Origin of the sequence: Maribellus sediminis (assembly GCF_011799805.1) — a bacterium.
Lineage (GTDB): Bacteria > Bacteroidota > Bacteroidia > Bacteroidales > Prolixibacteraceae > Draconibacterium > Draconibacterium sediminis_A.
This window is the reverse complement of sequence record NZ_WXUB01000005.1, coordinates 163,166-177,690: the sequence shown is the minus strand read 5'-3', so window position 1 is coordinate 177,690 and position 14,525 is coordinate 163,166. Positions and strand designations below refer to the sequence as shown.

The window sequence follows — 14,525 nt, the reverse complement described above, 5'->3', positions numbered from 1 at the left end:
TTCAACAAAGCAGAAATCAATAAAGCAAAACACAAATGCATAAAATCAATATCTTTTTACCCTTCCTGTTTTTCCTGATGTTGTTTGGCTGCATGGCAAATGACGACCAGGGAGACGAACAAAAAAACATTAAGCTCGACAATAAATCGGCACAGTTGATTGAAGCGGATAATGCCTTTGGCCTCGATCTTTTTCAACGCATTCGTGCTACCAGCAACGAAGAAAACCTGATGATTTCGCCGCTTAGTGTTTCGCTGGCACTTGCCATGGCATACAACGGGGCCGATAACACTACCAAAACAGAAATGGAAACTGCCATGAAGCTGAACGGTTTGACTGTAGATCAGATCAATAATTCTTACGAAATGCTGGTAGATGCGTTGCAGTCGCTTGACGAGGAGGTGGTTTTTGAAATCGCCAATGCTATTTACTACCAAGAGGGATTCCCCATTCATCAAAGTTTCCTGGATATTAACCAAAGTGTTTATAAAGCCGAAGTGGAAAGCCTGCAATTCGGACCGGCAGCCGTTGACATTATCAATGCCTGGGTAGCCGATAAAACTCACGATAAAATTAAAACGATCATTCAAGACTTATCGCCACAGGCAAGAATGGTGCTTTTAAATGCCATTTATTTTTACGGAACCTGGACAAAAGAATTTGATGAAGACGGCACAAAAATGAACCGTTTTACAAAAAACGACGGCACCATCACCGAAATTCCGATGATGAGCAAAACCGATGAACTGGAATATACTGCTAATGAGCTTTTTTCGGCCGTAAAATTGCCTTATGGAAACGGTCAGTACCAGATGGTAGTGATGCGTCCGGAGGATGGATACACCTCCACCGACCTGGTTAAAGAGCTGAGTATGGAGAAATGGACGGAATGGTCTTCGCAATTTAGTGAGCCCCAAAAGGTACAGGTAACAATGCCCCGATTTAAGTTCGGATTTAAAAGCCAGCTGAATAATATCCTCGAGCAAATGGGTATGGAGCAGGCTTTTACAAGCAATGCCGATTTCTCAAAAATATCAGACGAAAAGCTGTATATCAGCGAAGTAATTCATAAAACTTACATTGATGTAAACGAAACCGGAACCGAAGCAGCGGCGGTAACTGCCATCGTTTTTGAGGTTACCAGTGCAGGACCCGGACCCGAAAAAATATACTTTACGGTTGATAAGCCGTTTGTATTTGCAATTACAGAGGAAGATACCGGCGCCATTTTATTTATTGGCGAAGTACAAAACCCTGAATATGAAGAATAAATTACAGGAATTTGCGTTATAGGAAAAAGCCATTTTTAGCCATGAAACGTTTTATCATATTATTTAGCGTAATTCTTTTTGCATTGGCCTCGTGCCAGGACGACAACGAACCGGTTCTTACCGACACCGGTACCGTTGTGGACTATGCCGGAGCCGGCAATTGCGGAATCGTAATTGAGCTCGACGGTGGTAGCAGAATTCAGCCAATGTACTATCCCAAAGGTTTTGTATTCTCTCAGGGACAGCGGGTTTTAGTGGAATATGTTGAAATGAACAACATAAAAAACAGCTGCGACCGCGGAATCCCCTGCGAAGTAAGTTATGTGGAAGAATTGTCGTGTGCGCCATATGTAGATCTGTATTTTGAAAACTACGACAGCCTGGCCCGCGATCCTGTTCATCTGCATGAAGCCTTTATGGACGGAACTTGTTTATACATGAAAGTTTCGTACCCCGGTGGCTGCCAGGATCACACCATCGACCTGGCCAGAATGCATCCCTGGACAGCTTCCAGCTCCACTGTTCCAACCTTTGAAATCAGGCACAATGCCAACGACGATCTTTGTGAAGGTTGGTTTACAAAAGAATTACGTTTCGACTTAAGTGATTTGATTGAAGAAGGTAAAACCGAGTTTGTACTGACCGCCAAATTATTAAACGACGAAGTTTATAACGAAATATTTGAACTGAACTAGGAGTGGTATTCCTATATTTTTGTTGCACAGTTAGTTCTGAAAGCTGCTTCTTTTTGAGGCAGCTTTTTTTATGATAATCGCTCTATCACATTAGTGAATTGCAATTTGAACTTTCATTGAATAGCTTTTTGTCTTATATTGCACACAGAAACCTGAAAAAATACAAAATGAAACGCTTTTTAACATTCACACTTTTCATTTCTATCGTGCTCGCATTTTCATCCTGCAAAAAAATAAAAGAGGCGGCATATGTTGATATCAATACCACTTTGACGGCTGAAATTCCAGTTGCAGTAGATACTACAACAACTGAGAAATCGGCGCTTGTCAGCTATTCGTTTACCGAGTCGCATACCGAATCGCTGGAGGAAAATAATAAAGTTAAAGACTATTTGGATCTGCTGAAGAGAATAGAAGTTAACGAAGTTAATATTGAAATCAGTGGTTTAGTGGGCGATCAACTAATTGAATCAATTACTTTCGAGGTTGAAAATGTTGGAACAATTGCCACATTAGAGAATGTGAGTCCATCCAATTCGGATTTCACTCCGGACATTAATCCTTCGGTTCTGGTGCAGATGGCCAATGAATTGTATTATACGAAACAACTAACGGTGACGGTTTCCGGAACAACCAATAAAGTTCCCATGAATTTCGTGGTTGCAACTTATTTCGACCTCCACATTGAAGCCAGCCCGCTGTAAAAAATATTTAATAGCTGTTCTTAAAGCTGTTTCATTAAAAAGAAGCAGCTTTTGTATTTTTGGAGAAAAGCAATAAAATGGCCATCAAAGATATTCTACTGTTGGGCAATCCTGAACTGTACAAAGTTACAGCGCCTGTTACGAAGGAAGAACTCCCGGGATTACTATCAAAAATAGTACTGATGTGGGAAAGCATCCTCGATATTCGCAAAACATACGGATTTGGCAGGGCGATAGCGGCACCTCAAATCGGCTTGTCAAAACGAATAATTGCATTGAATGTGGATGCTCCTTTAGTGATGATTAATCCGGAAATTACTGCATGCAGCGAGGAAATGATCGAACTCTGGGATGATTGTATGAGTTTCCCCAACTTACTGGTAAAAGTCAGGAGACATAAAGAAATAAGTGTTCGCTTTTACGATATGAATTGGGTTGAACAAACGTGGGAATTGGAAAATGACATGTCAGAACTAATTCAACATGAATACGATCATTTGGATGGAATTCTGGCCACGCAACGTGCAATAGATGCAGAATCCTTTAAATGGAAAGCATAAAAAAAGGACGCAGAAAATACTGCGCCCTTATGATAGTATATTGCTATTGGTTTAAAAAATGCTAACCGAAATACCTGCTGCAACAATGAAAGCAGACTTTGCATAATTATTGGTGTAGCTGCTGATCGGATTTCCGCTCATATCAGGATAGCCAGGATAAGCGAATGAAACCTCATCGTCTTCGTAGAATGTGTTCGATACACCCAGGTCGAGTTTCAGCTTATCTGTAATTCCCCAAACAATACCGCCACCAAGAGTGTACGATGAGTTGCTGTAACTCATATCAGTTTGCCAATTTTCATTGATACCGGTTTTTGAACGTAATCCGCCAACACTAACGGCGAAATTATCGGCCAGGTTAAATTGCAAACCTAAACCAATTTCATAGTAATTGTTATCAATTTCGCGGTGTCTCACTTTCGATGGATCAACCGTTCCCCAAACTGCGATGTCGTTTACATTATTTCCCCAGTCAACACCATTATCAAAATACAGGTTGTAAGATAACTGAGCTTCCAGCCAATCCAGACCGGAATAACCTACTCCAATTGCGAGATTTGCAGGAATATCGCTGTTTACTTCTGCTCCCCACAGGTCATAGTTATTATCCGACTTTGGCTTATTATCAAGCGTGAGGAAGGTTTTCATTTCGTATTTAACCGCGAAATTCCAGTCATCGTTTGGCGAATAGTTAATGCCAACAACCGGGATGAAACCATTTCCGCTTTGTTCGGTATTTACAATTCTATCCTGCATTTGGTCGGCCGTTGCAGCCAATTGAGTTGCCTGCGCCTGGAAAGTTGGCTGTGCCTGAACATAGGCGCCATTTATTTGGTTTAAATTCATTGCGTCAATTTGTTCCTGAGGCAATCCCATCAAGTGCAATCCGGCTTCAATTCCGGCACGCATTGTGGCATCAATCTGACCTGCTCCTTCAAGCTGAGCTAAAGTATAAGCTCCGGCTGCATCGAGGTAAGGATTCAACAACGATGGCATGCTTGCCAAAGCCTGCATTGAACCGGCAGCAGTATTCAGGAAAGCTCCGGCAGGTACCATTGATCCACCAGCCTGTAATTGAATATTCTTAATGTAACCTTCATAAACATTGCTCGCCGGCATCCAGCGTACACCACCATAAACCGACCATTTATCGTTGATAGCATAAGTAGCTCCCAATTGAATTCCCCAGATAATTGAACTTCCGTTGAAATAAAGGTCAACGTCGTAACCGGTAACTCCAAGACCTGATAAAAGTGTTTTGGTCTGCGAAATTGGAATTTCAAAGGCAGGTAATCCATTTTTGAACTCGGCAGAACCTCCACCACCTACAGGAGCAACACCAACAGAAAATGCCCATTTGTCTTTTTTATACGCCGCATAAAAATCGGGGAAAACCGGTGCAAAAGTTTCTCCTTTGTAAGTGTCGTTGTTCAACAGCGGAAATCCGGATGTAATTTCCCTGTTTTGCCAGATTGTTTGGCTCGAAAAATAAAAATGCCAGCCATCTTCCAGTTTTACCAAACCGGCAGGATTGTAAAAAACAGCATCAATATCTAACGAGGCGTTGCGCGACAGCATACGTGTGTACTGTGCACTTTGGTTGTAGTTAGTTAAGATTCCACCTGCAAAAGCAAGTTGAAGCAGCATTACAAATGCCACGGTTAAATTGAGTTTTTTCATTCGAGTAAAATTGTTTTTTAGTAAGCACCGCACAGCCTTCACACTACAGAGAACTTCTCTTCATGATAGATTCCATGCCTATGCTAATTACATATACCTAAATTTAATTTCTTGAAACTGATAATAATAACCTGTTATCACTTAGGTAATAAACGGTTGATGTAGCTGATTTTGGGCGACAAATATATAACTTATTCCGTGATCACAAAAGAATATTGTCTGATCTACAACATCTTACGGACATTTTGAACAATATTGTCGATTGTTCGAAAAACACCAAACAAAAAACCCGGGAAGAATCCCGGGTTCAGCTATTTTATGTTAATTCATTCTAAATATGAATAACCTCGTCGTAGGCAGCTGCGGCAGCTTCCATTACTGCTTCGCTCATGGTTGGGTGTGGGTGAATGGTTTTGATCAACTCGTGACCGGTTATCTCAAGCTTTTTGGCCACTACCAGTTCGGCGATCATTTCGGTAACATTACCACCGATCATGTGCGCGCCCAGCAGTTCGCCATATTTAGCATCGAAAATAAGTTTTACAAAACCATCTTTCTGACCTGCAGCACTTGCTTTACCACTTGCTGAGTATGGAAATTTACCCACTTTTATTTCATAACCGGCTTCCTTGGCTTTAGCTTCGGTAAGACCTACAGAAGAAACTTCAGGATTGGTATAAGTACATCCCGGAATGTTACCATAATCAACAGGCTCAGGGTTCTTTCCGGCAATCTTCTCAACACAAACTATACCTTCGGCTGAAGCTACGTGTGCCAATGCAGGACCTGCAACAATATCGCCAATGGCATAAATGCCATCAACATTTGTTTTATAATATTCGTCAACCAGTACTTTTCCGTTCTCGGTTTTAACGCCCAGTTCTTCCAGGCCAATGCCTTCGGTATTAGGGGTAATTCCAACCGCAGAAAGAACAACATCGGCTTCAACAACCTGCTCTCCTTTTTTGGTTTTGATGGTCACTTTACATTTATCGCCTGAAGTATCGACTTTTTCTACCGATGAGCTTACCATCACGTCCATCTTCGATTTTTTGAAGTTGCGTTCCAGTTGTTTGGCAACATCGGCATCTTCATTCGGTACCAGTGTCGGCATAAACTCAACCAAAGTAACTTTTGTTCCGATACTGTGATAGAAGTAGGCAAACTCGCTGCCAATAGCACCCGAACCGACAACTACCATACTTTCAGGTTGTTTCTCCAGGGTGAGTGCTTTCCGGTAACCGATAATTTTCTTACCATCCTGCGGAAGATTCGGCAGTTCGCGCGAACGTGCTCCCGTAGCAAGAATAATGTTTTTGGCTTCGTAAGTGGTTTTCTTGCCCTTATCGTCGGTTACTTCCACTTTGTTTTTACCGGCCAGTTTACCATGGCCTAATATTGTTTCAACCTTATTCTTTTTGAAAAGGTACTGAATACCTTTACTCATTCCATCGGCCACACCGCGGCTACGCTTAACCATAGCCTCAAAATCAGGTTTCACATCGCCTTCGATGCTTACTCCATAGTCTGCTGCATGAACGGCATATTCGTATGCCTGTGCGCTTTTTAAAAGCGATTTTGTGGGAATACATCCCCAATTCAAACAAATTCCTCCCAGGTTTTCTTTCTCAACAACGGCTACTTTCAAGCCTAACTGGGTAGCACGAATAGCGGCAACATATCCGCCAGGACCGCTACCTATCACTATTAAATCGTAAGTCATTTTATTGTTTTTGATAAATTGATTTTAAGTAATAATAACACCTTTTTTACGGAAAGGTTTTACAAAATTAAGGCTTTTAAAGCAAAACATTGTCCTGTACAATACGGTATTACCTGAGCCTGGCATACAAGTCGAGCAATTCGCCTGCAGCCACAAAAGAACTCATGGTATCGTGCATCACATAATTCTCCATGATCTTCAGTTTCTCCTTAATTTCAGGGCGATCGTAGAAACTTCGCTTCAATTGTTCTTCGATGGTTTCGTGCATCCAATAAATGGCTTGCGCATTTCTTTTTCTGAAGAAGTGATCGTTATTGCGGGTTTGTTGCCGGTATCTTTCAATTTGATCCCAAATGGCTTCGATGCCCATTTTATGATAGGCTGAACAAGTCAACACCTGCGGAATCCACTCCGATTCTTTTAAAGGGAAAAGATGAAGCGCATTTTTATATTGTGCCTTTGCGATATCTGCTTTCTCCACATTATTTCCGTCTGCTTTATTAATGGCAATAAGGTCGGCCATTTCCATTATTCCGCGTTTGATACCCTGCAATTCGTCGCCGGCACCGGCCAGCATCAGCAACAGAAAAAAGTCGGTCATCGAATGCACGGCAGTTTCGCTCTGCCCCACTCCAACGGTTTCAATAAAAATATGATCGAAACCGGCTGCTTCGCATAAAATTATGGTTTCACGTGTTTTACGCGCTACACCGCCAAGTGAACCTGCAGAAGGACTTGGACGTATATAAGCATTCTTATCGCCCGACAGTTCTTCCATTCGTGTTTTATCGCCAAGTATGCTCCCTTTCGAACGCTCGCTACTGGGATCGATAGCCAGTACCGCAAGCTTGCCTCCTTTCGAAGTAATGTAGCGCCCCATAGCTTCGATAAATGTACTCTTACCAACACCGGGAACTCCAGTAATACCAATTCTTATTGAATTGCCGGAATGTGGCAGACAGGCTTTTATTACTTCCTGGGCAACCTGCTGATGCTCCTTTTTTGAACTCTCGACCAGTGTAACGGCCTTACTCAACAAAGTAATGTCGCCCGCCAGAATACCATTAATATATACTTCAGGAGCAAGCACTGCCCGCTTTTTATTCAGAAATCGTTTTACAGAATCCTGGTTTACCGATTCGGGTTGATCAATTCCTGCATTTACCATCAATGCTTTATATTCCGGGCTGTTTTCCGGGTGATCTGCTTTTTTATTTTCTGCCATTGGTCTTCATTAATGCCTCAAAATTAAAATAAAATATACACTTCGCCTGAATACAAAAAAAGAAGGTGCTGCAGGTTTTACCCTCCAGCACCTTCAAAAGTAATATTGACATTAAACTTACTAGCTTGCCGATGTGAGCACGTTGCTCGAAATTCGCAATGTTGTTGTTGGCGTTTTCGGATCGTTGGTGATCACAGTAATCGATTTGCTCTGACGACCTCTTTTACCACGAGAGTCGAACGTAACATTGATAGGAGCTGATTCACCCGGAGCGATAACTTTTGTTGACGGAGCAACAGCAGTACATCCACATGAAGAACGCACACGGCGGATCAACAACTCAGTCTTACCATTATTGGTCAAATTAAAAGTATGCGATTTTTTTTCGCCCTGGTTCATATCACCAAAATCAAAAGAAGTTGGCTCGAATTTGGCAACAGGTGCGTTGGCTAACTGTTCCGGTGTCAAGTTCGAGAAATCTTCTTCGATGGTAGCACTAACTCCAATTGAGTTTTTGTAATCGCTGCTACCGTTCAACGACAGGTAAATCCGGTGCGAAGCAAAACCATAAGTACCTGCCTCATCTGAATTGTAGGTAACGATAAGTTTACCACGACCTTTTGCAGGAATCTTAGCCGGCTCAACTTTAGCTGTCATGTGTTTTGGCACTGTTCTGAAACCAACTTCCACCGGTTCATCCGTATCGTTCACCAGTTCCAGTTCCTGGGTATCAGTTTTTCCCATAGAAATTTTCCCGAACGACAAATAGTTGGTTTTAACTCTAAGTGGACCAATCTGGCGTGGATATTCTTCAGCCAGGGTTTTCTCGCGCGGTTCAACTTTTCCTGAAATGCGCAGAACAACAGTTCCGTTTTCAGCATTTGAACTTACAGTAACTGTTTTGTTGAATGAGCCCGGACGATTTTTCGGGTTGTAAGCCACACTGATTGAACCTTCTGCTCCGGGAGCAACCGGTTCGCGGGTCCATTTTGGAGTAGTACATCCACAGGATGCCCTAACATTTGAGAGTACTAAAGGTGCAGTACCTTCGTTTTTAAATGAAAATGTGAAAGACTGCGAACCATCCGATTCTTTAAACGAACCGAAATCGTGTGACATTTCTTCAAATGTAATCTTAGATTTCTCTTGTGCATTCGCAAAACCGAAGGCCACTACTAATGAGAAAACTGTCATTAATTGTAGAACACGTTTCATAATAAATATTTTAAATTTGTTGGTAATAATCAGATTTGATAAACAAATGTAAGGATGCATTCGGATAATGGCTGTTAATCAAGCTCTATATTTTGTTAACGAGTTGTTAACCGGGCCAATAAAACTAAAAAATACGTAGTTTAGCTTTCGCTCTTCCATACGAATCCGATGAAAAACAAGGCGTTAAAATACATTATACTCCTGGCAACTATTTCAGTTACCGGCGTTTTTCTGATACAATTTGCTTTTGTACGTTACTCCTATCGATTGTCGGAAAACCAGTTTACAGAGAGTGCAAGTGTGGCGCTAAAGGAAGTTGCCTGGCAAATAATGCTGGCCACAAACACCACCGGAAATTTCGATAGCATAACGCCTGTTGAAGTGATAAACGATAATACCTACCTGGTAAATGTTGGTGTAACATTCGATGATGAATTGTTAAAACCCATTCTCGACGAACAGCTAAAACGACATGTTTTGTATTACGATTACGAGTATGCCATTTATGATTATACCGAGGAACAAATGCAGGAAGGGAAACTGGTAACTACCAGTGGAAACGAGAAAACTTCGTCCTTCGATTTCCCGATAAATGAATCATATACGAACTATTTTGCACTTCACTTCCCCGATCGTTCTGCCTATTTTAATTCACGTTTGTCGATCTGGTACTTTTTAACCGGATTATTGTTAATTGTGGTGCTCTTTTTTGGTTACACACTTTCTGTTATTATCCGCCAACGTCAACTTTCAGAAGTTCAAAAGAATTTCATTAACAACCTGACTCACGAATTAAAAACACCTATTTCTTCGATTGCGCTTGCAGCACAGGTCATCAATAATAAAGACATCGTTAACAATCCGAAACGGCTTTTCGAATATACCCGTATCATTCTGGATCAAAACATGCGGCTTTCGAAAAACGTTGAAAAGGTGCTAAACCTGGCTTCACTCGAAAAAAGCAGAATACATTTGAATAAAGAGGAAATACCACTTGCCGAGTTTATTGAGGATACTGCCGAACTTTTTAAACAAAGCAACAACGGCCAAAAATCAATCATTCATTTTCATTTTAATGGTTTAAATCCGATGATATTGGCCGATAAGTTTCACCTCTCGAACCTGATGAGCAACATACTTGAAAATGCCGTTAAATATTGCGACCGGGAACCGGAGATAAATATCAGCTTAACTTCAGGAAATACAATGTGGTTAGTTAGTTTTGCAGATAATGGTATTGGAATACCAAAAGAACACCGGAAAAAAATATTTACGAAATTTTACCGGGTCCCCACCGGCAATGTCCACAATGTAAAAGGGTTCGGGCTTGGTCTCGACTATGTTTACAAAATAGTAAAAACACACAAGTGGAAAATAAAAGTTGAAGACAACATACTGGGAGGAAGTACATTTACCATCAGCATACCCAAAACTTATGAATGAGAGTAATTTGAAGATATTACTGGTTGAAGACGACGAAGCTCTGCGTTTCATTGTGAAAGACAACCTCGAACAAAACGGCTACGAAGTTGAAGCAGCTGCCGACGGACAGATTGCGCTCGATTTTTTTGAACAAAACAAATTCGACCTGATTATTCTGGATGTGATGTTGCCCAAAATCGACGGATTCCAGGTGGCCGAAAAAATCAGGAAATCGAACGAACATGTTCCCATTATTTTTCTCACGGCAAGAAGCATGACCGAAGACAAGATCAAAGGACTAACCATTGGTGGCGATGATTATATTCCAAAGCCATTCAGCATGGAAGAACTTTTACTGAAAATAAAGATCTTTCTGCGCCGAAGCCAGTCCTTACCGATAGAAAGCCAGGCGGGAAACGGATTTATAAAGATAGGTCGTTTCCTGTTTCATTCAGAGGAACTGTCGCTGACCATTGACGACAGCACACGCAGCCTGACACTCAAGGAAGCCGAGTTGATTCGTTTTTTCGCCGAGCATCCGAACAAAGTGCTCAGCCGTAACGAAATTCTTGAAAAAGTCTGGGGTTCTGATGACTATTTCCTGGGACGAAGTCTTGATGTTTTTATTTCGCGCCTTCGTAAATATTTTAAAGCCGATCCTTCGGTAAAAATAATTAACCTGCACGGTATCGGATTCCGCTTTTCAGTGAAAAAAGAAAATGCATAAACCGTAAAACCTGATATTATGACCGTATCACAACTCATCATTCTTATAATCATTGGGCTTGTTTCCGGTTTGCTTTCTGGAATTTTTGGAATTGGTGGAGCGATCATCGTAATTCCTGCTTTGATCTTTATCGTTGGGCTTACCCAACACGAAGCCCAGGGTACGAGTTTGGCGTTTATGATCCCACCTGTGGGTATACTGGCCGCCTGGAATTACTGGAAAGCCGGCTACGTAAACTGGAAATTTGCATTAGTTCTCGCACTTACCTTTGTAGTTGGCGCCTACCTGGGTTCTCAATTCTCGTTAAACATTCCCGATCGTACGCTTCGTCGCCTGTTTGGAGTACTGATGATCGTGATGGCCGTTAAACTGATCTTCTCGAAATAATAGCCGTTCCCGGAAGCTGATAAAATGAGATTAAAATTTTCTTCCTAATTTTATTCCTCGCAAAAAACGCCAAAGAACCCGCAAAATTCGCTAAGCTATGACTGAAAACGAAATCTCTTATAAAGTTATTGGTGCAGCTATCGAAATCCATAAAAACATTGGTCCGGGCTTACTTGAATCCGCATACGAAAATGCCTTAGCATACGATTTAAAAAGTTTAGATCTTGATGTCAGACAGCAGGTACCTATGCCTTTTATTTACAAAAACGTAAAACAAGAAGTCGGTTACAGAATTGACTTGCTGGTAGAGAACAAGGTTATTTTGGAAATTAAAGCTGTTGAAGCTTTAGCTCCGGTACATTATTCCCAACTTTTAACCTATCTAAAGCTATCGGGACTAAAGCTGGGCCTATTAATCAATTTCAATGCAAAAACATTAAAAGAAAATATTCATCGCGTGGTAAACAATCTATAACTTTGCGTTACTTGCGGTGAAACCTTTGCGTAATCTGCGTGAAAATGAACTTAACCCACGTTGAATTAATATTTAACTGTTTTGTTTTAAAAAACACACAAGTTTTGGAGGAATTAAAAAAAACACTATTTTTGCAGTCCGAAAATTCAAGAAGTAATAAATAAAATAGTATAGAAATGAAACGTACATTTCAGCCATCTAACAGAAAAAGAAAAAATAAACACGGGTTCAGAGAAAGAATGTCCACTGCAAACGGACGTAAAGTTTTAAAAGCCCGTAGAGCTAAAGGCCGTAAAAAACTTACGGTTTCAGACGAGCCAAGACATAAAAGATAGATATATCTTCTAAATTGTACACGGGAAGGTAAAGAAAGCAATTTCTTTACCTTTTTGTGTTTATGGGTATTTCTAAGCGGCGAATTCACGTAAAACAATTCGTGGTTCCCTTCCTGCACTCAGGAACTACCAGCAAACAGGTGCCATATTTAAACGAACAGGAATTTTAACGAAGGTTTCCGCTCCTAACGCTTTCCACATACTTTTTTTGCTTTATTTTTGTTTCTTTATTAAAAAGATCGACAAGCTTTTATTATGAGTCTGAAAAAATTTTTAACCAGCCGTGCCTTTCTGATCAGCCTGTTGCTGGCCATTGTTATCCTGGCGGCCTCGTTAGCCCTTACAATGAATCGCATTAAGAGCTACACCCATCACGGAATTGCATACAATGTGCCCGATTTAAGTGGTTTAACTCTTGATGAAGCCGGCGCGAAAGCGGAAGAAACGTTTTTAAAAATTGAGGTTATGGATTCGATTTATAATAAGAATGCCGCGCCGGGAACGATTGTCGATCAGAATCCAAAATGGAATAAACGCGTTAAAGAAGGCCGGGTAATTTTTGTGACCATGAACTCGATGGAACCCGAAAAAGTAAAAGTTCCGAAACTTACCGATATTTCATTCCGGCAGGCACAGGTGCTACTCGAAAACAGCGGACTGCTTATCGACAGCATCATTTATCAGCCATCGGAATACAACGATTTGGTGCTAAGCGTTCAACAGGACTCGACAGAAATAGAAGAAGGCGACCGGCTACTGCGCGGAAGTTCTGTTCGGCTGGTTGTCGGGCAAAGCAAAGGCAATATGGAAACCATGCTTCCGCAATTGGTAGGAATGTTCATCGACGATGCTAAAGCCAAAATTACGGATGCACGCCTCAACCTTGGAGCAGTTCTTTACGACAAATCGATAACAACGCAGGACGACTCGCTAAATGCACGCGTTTGGAAGCAAATGCCCGACGCCGATCTGGTGCGAAAAGTCTACCTTGGATCGTCGGTGGATATCTGGCTCACCGTTGACGATGAAAAATTAATAAATAACGAAATTCAGCAATAACTGCTCATGAGCGAATACATAGAAGATAACGACGAACTGGAAGAAGGTGATCTTTACGAGCATTATCGTGTTGCGGTGGATGCAGGGCAAAAAGCAATTCGAATCGACAAGTTTCTTTCGAACCGCATTGAAAATGCTTCGCGCAGCCGGATACAGGCAGCTGCCGATGCCGGAAATATTCTGGTGAATGGCGATTCCGTAAAATCGAATTACAAAGTAAAGCCGCACGACGAGGTTCAGATCGTAATGGACTATCCGCGCCGCGAGCTGAAGATCGTTGCCGAAGATATTCCACTCGACATTGTTTACGAAGATGACCACCTGGTAGTAATTAATAAACCTCCGGGTTTGGTGGTACATCCCGGTCACGGAAATTATACAGGCACTCTGGTAAATGCCCTGGCATATTATTTCAAAGATCTTCCCCTGTTTAACAGCGAAGATCCCCGCCCCGGACTGGTTCACCGCATTGACAAAGATACTTCAGGTCTGCTGGTAGTTGCCAAAACCGAACAGGCAAAAAACAAGCTGGCACTGCAGTTTTTCGAGAAAACTACCGAGCGCCGTTATCAGGCACTGGTATGGGGAAGCGTAAAAGAAGACGAAGGCACGGTAACCGGAAACATTGGACGAAGCCTGAAAAACCGGCAGGTGTTTACTGTTTTTCCTGAAGGTGATTTTGGGAAGCACGCTGTTACGCATTACAAAGTGCTGAGACGCATCGGTTACGTTACGCTGGTTGAATGCCGGCTCGAAACCGGACGAACTCACCAGATCAGGGTGCACATGAAATACATTAACCACCCGCTGTTTAACGACTCCAATTACGGCGGCGATCAAATCCTGCGCGGAACAACCTTTACCAAATACAAGCAATTCGTACAAAATTGCTTCAAAATACTGCCACGTCAGGCATTGCACGCAAAAACCCTTGGATTTATTCATCCCGCAACCGGCGAAAAAATGCAATTCACTTCCGAGCTTCCGGACGACATGCAGCAAGCCATTGACCGTTGGGAAAATTACATAGCTAACAGAAATGACTAA

Annotated in this window: 15 protein-coding genes; 11 read left to right on the top strand and 4 right to left on the bottom strand. The window is 41.7% G+C overall.

The features are described from left to right. Window positions 1–35 precede the first annotated feature (35 nt). The 4 genes from HFD85_RS18165 (at window position 36) to HFD85_RS18150 (ending at window position 3,230) form a co-directional block, all read left to right on the top strand. Entirely contained in the window at window positions 36–1,271 is a 1,236-nt protein-coding gene (locus HFD85_RS18165) for a serpin family protein (protein ID WP_167613128.1), read from the top strand. A gap of 41 nt (window positions 1,272–1,312) precedes the next feature. Next, on the top strand, window positions 1,313–1,966 hold the full coding sequence (locus tag HFD85_RS18160; RefSeq protein WP_167613126.1) for a NigD1/NigD2 family lipoprotein: 654 nt from the start codon (window positions 1,313–1,315) through the stop codon (window positions 1,964–1,966). Between the two features lie 167 nt (window positions 1,967–2,133). Continuing rightward, the gene (locus HFD85_RS18155; protein WP_167613124.1) at window positions 2,134–2,670 is read left to right on the top strand and encodes a hypothetical protein; all 537 of its coding nucleotides are present in this window, start codon (window positions 2,134–2,136) and stop codon (window positions 2,668–2,670) included. A 77-nt stretch (window positions 2,671–2,747) separates the two neighbouring features. Further along, window positions 2,748–3,230 (top strand): peptide deformylase, encoded by a 483-nt coding sequence (locus HFD85_RS18150; RefSeq protein WP_167613122.1) that lies wholly within the window; start codon window positions 2,748–2,750, stop codon window positions 3,228–3,230. Window positions 3,231–3,281: 51 nt separating this feature from the next. Here the strand turns inward: HFD85_RS18150 and HFD85_RS18145 are convergent, their stop codons facing one another. The 4 genes from HFD85_RS18145 to HFD85_RS18130 form a co-directional block, all read right to left on the bottom strand. Next, window positions 3,282–4,910, bottom strand: a complete 1,629-nt coding sequence (locus tag HFD85_RS18145) for a hypothetical protein (protein ID WP_167613120.1) — start codon at window positions 4,908–4,910, stop codon at window positions 3,282–3,284. A gap of 331 nt (window positions 4,911–5,241) precedes the next feature. Continuing rightward, entirely contained in the window at window positions 5,242–6,633 is a 1,392-nt protein-coding gene (gene lpdA / locus HFD85_RS18140) for a dihydrolipoyl dehydrogenase (protein WP_167613118.1), read from the bottom strand. Between the two features lie 109 nt (window positions 6,634–6,742). Further along, on the bottom strand, window positions 6,743–7,858 hold the full coding sequence (gene meaB / locus HFD85_RS18135) for a methylmalonyl Co-A mutase-associated GTPase MeaB (RefSeq protein WP_167613116.1): 1,116 nt from the start codon (window positions 7,856–7,858) through the stop codon (window positions 6,743–6,745). Between the two features lie 120 nt (window positions 7,859–7,978). Further along, window positions 7,979–9,073 carry a DUF1573 domain-containing protein gene (locus tag HFD85_RS18130; protein ID WP_167613114.1) on the bottom strand — a complete coding sequence of 365 codons (1,095 nt, stop codon included), beginning with the start codon at window positions 9,071–9,073 and terminating at the stop codon, window positions 7,979–7,981. A 168-nt stretch (window positions 9,074–9,241) separates the two neighbouring features. Here HFD85_RS18130 and HFD85_RS18125 point away from each other — a divergent pair, with 168 nt between their 5' ends. From HFD85_RS18125 to HFD85_RS18095, 7 genes are all read left to right on the top strand, one after another. Next, window positions 9,242–10,516, top strand: a complete 1,275-nt coding sequence (locus HFD85_RS18125; protein ID WP_167613112.1) for a sensor histidine kinase — start codon at window positions 9,242–9,244, stop codon at window positions 10,514–10,516. Then, window positions 10,509–11,222, top strand: a complete 714-nt coding sequence (locus HFD85_RS18120; protein WP_167613110.1) for a response regulator transcription factor — start codon at window positions 10,509–10,511, stop codon at window positions 11,220–11,222. Before HFD85_RS18125 ends, HFD85_RS18120 begins: the two co-directional genes overlap by 8 nt. Before the next feature lie 18 nt (window positions 11,223–11,240). Further along, window positions 11,241–11,609: a sulfite exporter TauE/SafE family protein gene (locus HFD85_RS18115; RefSeq protein WP_167613108.1), complete on the top strand. Its 369-nt coding sequence runs from the start codon at window positions 11,241–11,243 to the stop codon at window positions 11,607–11,609. 97 nt (window positions 11,610–11,706) lie between these two features. Next, on the top strand, window positions 11,707–12,084 hold the full coding sequence (locus HFD85_RS18110) for a GxxExxY protein (RefSeq protein ID WP_167613106.1): 378 nt from the start codon (window positions 11,707–11,709) through the stop codon (window positions 12,082–12,084). A gap of 176 nt (window positions 12,085–12,260) precedes the next feature. Next, window positions 12,261–12,419 carry a 50S ribosomal protein L34 gene (gene rpmH, locus HFD85_RS18105; RefSeq protein ID WP_119439196.1) on the top strand — a complete coding sequence of 53 codons (159 nt, stop codon included), beginning with the start codon at window positions 12,261–12,263 and terminating at the stop codon, window positions 12,417–12,419. 255 nt (window positions 12,420–12,674) lie between these two features. Next, window positions 12,675–13,478 carry a PASTA domain-containing protein gene (locus HFD85_RS18100; protein WP_167613104.1) on the top strand — a complete coding sequence of 268 codons (804 nt, stop codon included), beginning with the start codon at window positions 12,675–12,677 and terminating at the stop codon, window positions 13,476–13,478. A 6-nt stretch (window positions 13,479–13,484) separates the two neighbouring features. Continuing rightward, window positions 13,485–14,525 carry an RluA family pseudouridine synthase gene (locus tag HFD85_RS18095; protein WP_167613094.1) on the top strand — a complete coding sequence of 347 codons (1,041 nt, stop codon included), beginning with the start codon at window positions 13,485–13,487 and terminating at the stop codon, window positions 14,523–14,525.

Excerpts from the sequence above, each read along its gene's own strand:
- HFD85_RS18165 (WP_167613128.1), top strand. The coding sequence starts at position 36 with ATGCATAAAATCAATATCTTTTTACCCTTCCTGTTTTTCCTGATGTTG.
- HFD85_RS18160 (WP_167613126.1), top strand. The coding sequence starts at position 1,313 with ATGAAACGTTTTATCATATTATTTAGCGTAATTCTTTTTGCATTGGCC.
- HFD85_RS18155 (WP_167613124.1), top strand. The coding sequence starts at position 2,134 with ATGAAACGCTTTTTAACATTCACACTTTTCATTTCTATCGTGCTCGCA.
- HFD85_RS18150 (WP_167613122.1), top strand. The coding sequence starts at position 2,748 with ATGGCCATCAAAGATATTCTACTGTTGGGCAATCCTGAACTGTACAAA.
- HFD85_RS18145 (WP_167613120.1), bottom strand. The coding sequence starts at position 4,910 with ATGAAAAAACTCAATTTAACCGTGGCATTTGTAATGCTGCTTCAACTT.
- lpdA (WP_167613118.1), bottom strand. The coding sequence starts at position 6,633 with ATGACTTACGATTTAATAGTGATAGGTAGCGGTCCTGGCGGATATGTT.
- meaB (WP_167613116.1), bottom strand. The coding sequence starts at position 7,858 with ATGGCAGAAAATAAAAAAGCAGATCACCCGGAAAACAGCCCGGAATAT.
- HFD85_RS18130 (WP_167613114.1), bottom strand. The coding sequence starts at position 9,073 with ATGAAACGTGTTCTACAATTAATGACAGTTTTCTCATTAGTAGTGGCC.
- HFD85_RS18125 (WP_167613112.1), top strand. The coding sequence starts at position 9,242 with ATGAAAAACAAGGCGTTAAAATACATTATACTCCTGGCAACTATTTCA.
- HFD85_RS18120 (WP_167613110.1), top strand. The coding sequence starts at position 10,509 with ATGAATGAGAGTAATTTGAAGATATTACTGGTTGAAGACGACGAAGCT.
- HFD85_RS18115 (WP_167613108.1), top strand. The coding sequence starts at position 11,241 with ATGACCGTATCACAACTCATCATTCTTATAATCATTGGGCTTGTTTCC.
- HFD85_RS18110 (WP_167613106.1), top strand. The coding sequence starts at position 11,707 with ATGACTGAAAACGAAATCTCTTATAAAGTTATTGGTGCAGCTATCGAA.
- rpmH (WP_119439196.1), top strand. The coding sequence starts at position 12,261 with ATGAAACGTACATTTCAGCCATCTAACAGAAAAAGAAAAAATAAACAC.
- HFD85_RS18100 (WP_167613104.1), top strand. The coding sequence starts at position 12,675 with ATGAGTCTGAAAAAATTTTTAACCAGCCGTGCCTTTCTGATCAGCCTG.
- HFD85_RS18095 (WP_167613094.1), top strand. The coding sequence starts at position 13,485 with ATGAGCGAATACATAGAAGATAACGACGAACTGGAAGAAGGTGATCTT.